The 4,967-nt window shown below is 69.5% G+C and carries 4 protein-coding genes; 1 reads left to right on the forward strand and 3 read right to left on the reverse strand.

The window, feature by feature from the left end; translation table 11 throughout:
- Positions 1 to 1,951: phosphoenolpyruvate carboxylase (locus FV228_RS20095; RefSeq protein ID WP_147856235.1), on the forward strand; the 1,951-nt coding region annotated here is incomplete at its 5' end.
- A gap of 493 nt (positions 1,952 to 2,444) precedes the next feature.
- On the opposite strand, the gene FV228_RS20100 is transcribed toward FV228_RS20095, so the two are convergent.
- The 3 genes from FV228_RS20100 to FV228_RS20110 form a co-directional block, all read right to left on the reverse strand.
- A complete protein-coding gene (locus tag FV228_RS20100; protein WP_147856236.1) occupies positions 2,445 to 3,305 on the reverse strand; it encodes a flagellar motor protein MotB in 861 nt (286 codons plus the stop codon).
- A 22-nt stretch (positions 3,306 to 3,327) separates the two neighbouring features.
- The gene (motA, locus tag FV228_RS20105) at positions 3,328 to 4,191 is read right to left on the reverse strand and encodes a flagellar motor stator protein MotA (RefSeq protein ID WP_147856237.1); all 864 of its coding nucleotides are present in this window, start codon (positions 4,189 to 4,191) and stop codon (positions 3,328 to 3,330) included.
- Positions 4,192 to 4,778: 587 nt separating this feature from the next.
- Positions 4,779 to 4,967 (reverse strand): NfeD family protein (locus tag FV228_RS20110; protein WP_147856238.1); only part of this gene is annotated, 189 nt, incomplete at its 5' end.

Genomic DNA, 4,967 nt, shown 5'->3' on the forward strand with positions numbered 1-4,967 from the left:
CGCCCAGACCGATGCCGGCGCCCTGGTCGCCGGCCTCACCGCGGCGCTCGAGGGGGCCGACGCGGCCGACAAGCGAGCGATCGCGATCCTGCGCTCGGGCGTGGCCACCCACGGCCTGTCGAACGCCCTGCCGCATTTCCGGCTGAACGCCAGCCAGATCCACAACGCCGTGCGCCGGGTGATCGACCTGGAGGGCGAGCCGACCGATTCGGCCCAGCGCCGCTCGCATCTGGCGACCATCCACAGCCTGCTCAACGACGTCCGGCCGGTGGCGGTGGATTTCGGCGCGCTGGCCGCCGAGCGCGCCTCGGCCGCCCGGCTGATGATGACCATCGCCCAGATCCTCAAGCACGTGGACGGCACCCACCCGGTGCGCTTCCTGATCGCCGAGACCGAGACCGGCTACACCCTGCTGGCCGCCCTGTGGCTCGCGCGCCATTACGGCATCGCCGACAAGCTCGAGATCACGCCCCTGTTCGAGACCGCGAGCGCCCTGGAGCAGGGCATCCGGGTGCTCGACGACGCCCTGCGCAACCCGCACTGGCGCCAGTACCTCAAGCGGATCGGCCGGCTCACCGTGCAGTTCGGCTACTCGGATTCCGGCCGCTATGTCGGCCAGCTCGCCGCCACGTTCTGGATCGAGCGGCTGCGCCTGCGCATCACCGAGATGCTGGTCCAGAACGGGCTGGCCGATGTCGAGCTCGCGATCTTCGACACCCACGGCGAATCGATCGGCCGGGGCGCCCACCCGACCTCGCTGCGCGACCGCCTGGCCTACCTGGCCCCCGAGGACGCCCGCGACCGCGCCCGCAAGGCCGGCCTGAAGGTGCGGCTCGAATCGAGCTTCCAGGGCACCGACGGCTACCTGCTCTACGGCACCGAGGCGCTGGCCCAGGCCAGCGTCGCCCGCATCGCCGAGCACGTCTACGCCCTCGACATCGCCGAGGACGACAGCTTCTCGGATTATGCCCTCAACGACACCGCGGCGGGGGGCGACGCGAAGGACGACCCGATCTACTCGGAGCCGGACTTCGCGCTGGAATTCTTCACCGCCGCCCGGCAGGACATGGAGGCCCTGGTCGACGACCCGGGCTACGCCGCCCTGCTCGGCACCTTCGGCCCGAGCCTGATCGACCGCACCGGCTCCCGCCCGGTGGCGCGCCAGACCGACAACGGCGGGCCGGCACGCATCACCCATCCGACCCAGATGCGGGCGATCCCCAACAACGCGATCCTGCATCAGCTGGGTTTCCTGGCCAATTCCCTCCACGGGATCGGCCGGGCCGCCCAGCGCGGCCCCGACCTGTTCCGCGACATGCGCCGGGATTCGGTGCGCTTCTCGCGGGCGTTCCGGCTGGTCCAGCATGCCGCCGCGCTGGGCGACCTCGACGTGCTGCGCGCCTATATCGACACCCTCGACCCGGCCGTGTGGCTGGAGCGGGCCCGGCGGACCCAAAAGGACTTCCGCCGGGAGGAGCTGGTGGTGATCGCCGGCGCGCTGGAGCGACTCGACCTCGCATCGTCCCTGCGCGGCCTGTTCGGCCGCCTGACCCGCGACTGGCTGGCGCTCACCACCGCCACCCCGGACCTGCCCGGCATGTCGGCCCGTCTGACCCTGCTGCACGCCCTGCGGCTGGCGCTGATCCACCGGATCTGGTTCCTGGCGGTCCACATCCCGGGCTTCCGCCCGCAGGCCGGCATCTCCCGCGAGCAGCTGCTCGAACGCATCCTGCGCCTCGACATCGACGGCTGCCTGACGCTGCTCGACGCGATCTTCCCGGTCACCCCGGACCCGACGCTGGGCCTCAACTTCGGAGAGCCCGCCGGCCCCCGGGATGTCGGCACCTACGAGGCCGAGCACGCCAACCTGTTCCAGCCGATCCGCCGCCTGTTCGACCAGGTGCGGGAGATCTCTGGGATGATCCAGCACGAGGTCGGGGCGTTCGGGTAGCGGGCGTTCCACGGGTCAGGGCCTACCGCCCTGGCTCGACACCGGAACTCACCGCGCAACCCGAGAACGATGGTCAGCAAGGCGCCAGCATGCCGGCCGCGATCCAACAGCGCGGGCTGACCTCGATCCCGAACGGACACCACGCGCACCCGAGAAGACGCCCGCTCTACATGAGTTCCGGTTACGCCGGCTGGACGATTCATCTCCCGAGGATCGATACCCCCTCTCTGAGAACCCGCGCCGTCACTCCGGGGCGCCGCAGGCGAGCCCGAAGCCCGGAAACGCTGCCCGTGCAAGAGCTTGACACATAGGCGTCCCTGGACCCCGGGCTCCGCTGCGCGGCCCCGGGACGACGAAGCGTGGCGGCATCGATCAAGCCGTCCCGTGAGGAGGGCTGAGCCTTCCGTGCTGGGGAGACATCCAGATTCCAACCTTGCCAACCCGTAGCTACACAGGCCGGCGCGGAGAGCGTTTCGCGGGAGGCGCCTCGTCGTCAGCGAAACAGGTTCGCGGGCGCCGGCGGGGTCGCGTGAAGCAGCGTGATCGTCACCCGTCGGTTCGGCGCCAGGTAGGGGTTGTCGGGGAAGACCGGCTCGGTGTCGGCACGTCCCACCACGGAGATGAAGTTGTCGTTAGGAACCCCGGAACCCGCCAGGATCTCGCGCACGGCGAGCGCGCGCCCGGCGGTGAGGTTCCAGGGTTCGACGGCCCGCGCCGAACCCGGGCGCATGGCGGACGTGTGGCCCGTGACAGACAGGCGGTTGGGCAGCTGGCGCAGGGCGGGCGCGAGCGTCTCCAGGACGCGACGGGTGCGCTCGTGGGGCTCGACGGAGCCATCGCGGAACATGGAGCGGCCGTCCTGGTCCACGAGGGACACGTTCACGCCCTCCTTGGTCGGCTCGATCACGATGTTCTTCGACAGCTCGGCGATGTCGGGCAACGTCTGGAGCGCCTGCCGGAGGCTGGCGATGGCGCTGTAATCGGCCTGCACGCTGGAGGCCGACCGGCTGGCATCGAGATCGCTGGCGCGGCCCGGAGTGGTCGCGCGCGCCCTGTCGTCCCGCTCGGCGGAGCCCCTCGCTGCGTCGCGGGGCGTGGACGCCTTGTTGCCGGACGTGTCGAGGGCGGTGCCGTACAGCATCCCGCCCGCGCCACTGGTGGCCGGGCTCGAGGCCGAAGGCGCGAAGTATTCCGCCAAACCGTTCTTCTGCTCCTGCGTCGTCATGCTGATCAGCCACATCAGCAGGAAGAACGCCATCATGGCGGTCACGAAGTCCGCATAGGCGATCTTCCAGGCCCCGCCGTGATGCGCGTGCGCGGCCTTCTTGACCTTCTTGATGATGATCGTGGCCATCGAGTCCCCGCTTGCGCTTGGGTCAGATCTGGGCGGGGAGAGCGGCGGTTGCCGCTTCCACTTCGTTGAAGGTCGGGCGGACGTCGCTCATCAGGGACTTGCGGGCGAATTCCACCGCCATCACCGGCGGCTGGCCGCCGATATGGGCGAGCAGACCCGCCTTGAGGGACAGGTAGTATTTGGACTCCGCCTCGAAGAGGCTCTTGAGCGACTGCGCCATGGGCCCGAAGAAGCCATAGGCGACGAAGACACCGAAGAAGGTGCCGACCAGCGCGCCGCCGATCAGGTGGCCCAGCACCTCCGGCGGCTCCTTGATCGCCCCCATCGTCTTGATCACGCCCAGCACGGCGGCGACGATGCCGAGCGCGGGCGTCCCGTCGGCGAGCGCCTGCATGGCCGAGACGACGCGCTCCTGCTCCTGGTGGTGCGTCTGCAGCTCCTCATCCATGAGCGCGTCGATCTCGTAGACGTTGTTGGCGCCCAGCGTCACCATACGCATGTAGTCGCAGACGAACTCGACGGCGTGATGGTTGGCGGCAAAGGTCGGGAAGGCGTTGAACAGCGTCGACGCATCCGGATCCTCGATATGCGGCTCCAGCGCCATCGCGCCCTTCGACTTCGCGAGCTTGAACAATGAATACTGCATCCCCAGCAGCTCGACATAGCTTTTCTGCGTGTATTTCGGTCCCTTCACGAGCGTACCCAGCATGGCGGGCACGGCCTTGAGCACCGGCCCGGTATTGCCGATGACGAAGGCCCCGATGGCGGCACCGAGGATGATGACGAATTCGAATGGCTGCCAGAGGACGAGCAGGTGGCCACCCATCGCCGCGTAGCTGCCGAAGACGCAGGCGAAGACGATCAATGTGCCGACGATCAGCCGCATAATTTGCCATCCTTGCGCGGCGACAGGTACACTCCGCGCGACGCCATTAATCATTGGCCAATCACTGATTAAGGTTAACAGCGCGTTTAGGGCCGTGGCCGAAGGACTGGCAGATGCTTGCGCCCGGCGTTTGGTGGCGCGGGTTTGACCTGACAGGAACGGCGCGGGCGTGTCGCAACCGCGATCGCGCCGGCTTTCGCGGGTCGCCAGGCACAGCCGTCGGGCCGGCCGGTCCATGATCCGCAACGCTTGCCCTCGAGCCGCAGCGGGACGCGCGCGGCGATGTCCCGCCGCGGCCCGTCCGGGTCGTCTCCGGGTGCCCTCCGGGTCACGCAGGTCGGACGATTCCCCTCCCCAGGCCTGCCCCCCATTCATGATGACGGCGCGTGGCTGCATCGGCCAAGCCTTCACCGGAAGAAGGCTGGGTTTCCCCGCTGGGGAGTGCCGAATATTCCAACCTCCCGCCCCGTAGCCCGGCACCTGCGCCGCCCGTCGCGCGGCCGCGCTGTCGAGGCGACGCTTCCGGGACGCGGAAGGGCGGTCGAGCACGTCACCGTGGGTCGCGGGGGGACTGCCCTATGGGCCCCTCACACCCCCTCCACCCGCAGCACCGTCCCCGACAACCCGACCACCCGCACCCGCGCCCCCGCCGGCAAATCCGGCCCTTCGATCCGCCAGAGCGTGTCGTCGAAGCGGATGCGGCCGGCGCCCTGGAGGATCGGCTCGGCGAGCACGCCCTCGCGGCCGATCAGGCCGCGGTCGGCGCGGTTGAGGGC

This window comes from Methylobacterium sp. WL18 (assembly GCF_008040015.1).
GTDB classification, from domain to species: Bacteria; Pseudomonadota; Alphaproteobacteria; order Rhizobiales; family Beijerinckiaceae; genus Methylobacterium; species Methylobacterium mesophilicum.

What these genes read in the sequence shown, in the direction of transcription:
- motA (WP_147856237.1), bottom strand. Translation starts at nt 4,191, where the DNA reads ATGCGGCTGATCGTCGGCACATTGATCGTCTTCGCCTGCGTCTTCGGC.
- FV228_RS20100 (WP_147856236.1), bottom strand. Translation starts at nt 3,305, where the DNA reads ATGGCCACGATCATCATCAAGAAGGTCAAGAAGGCCGCGCACGCGCAT.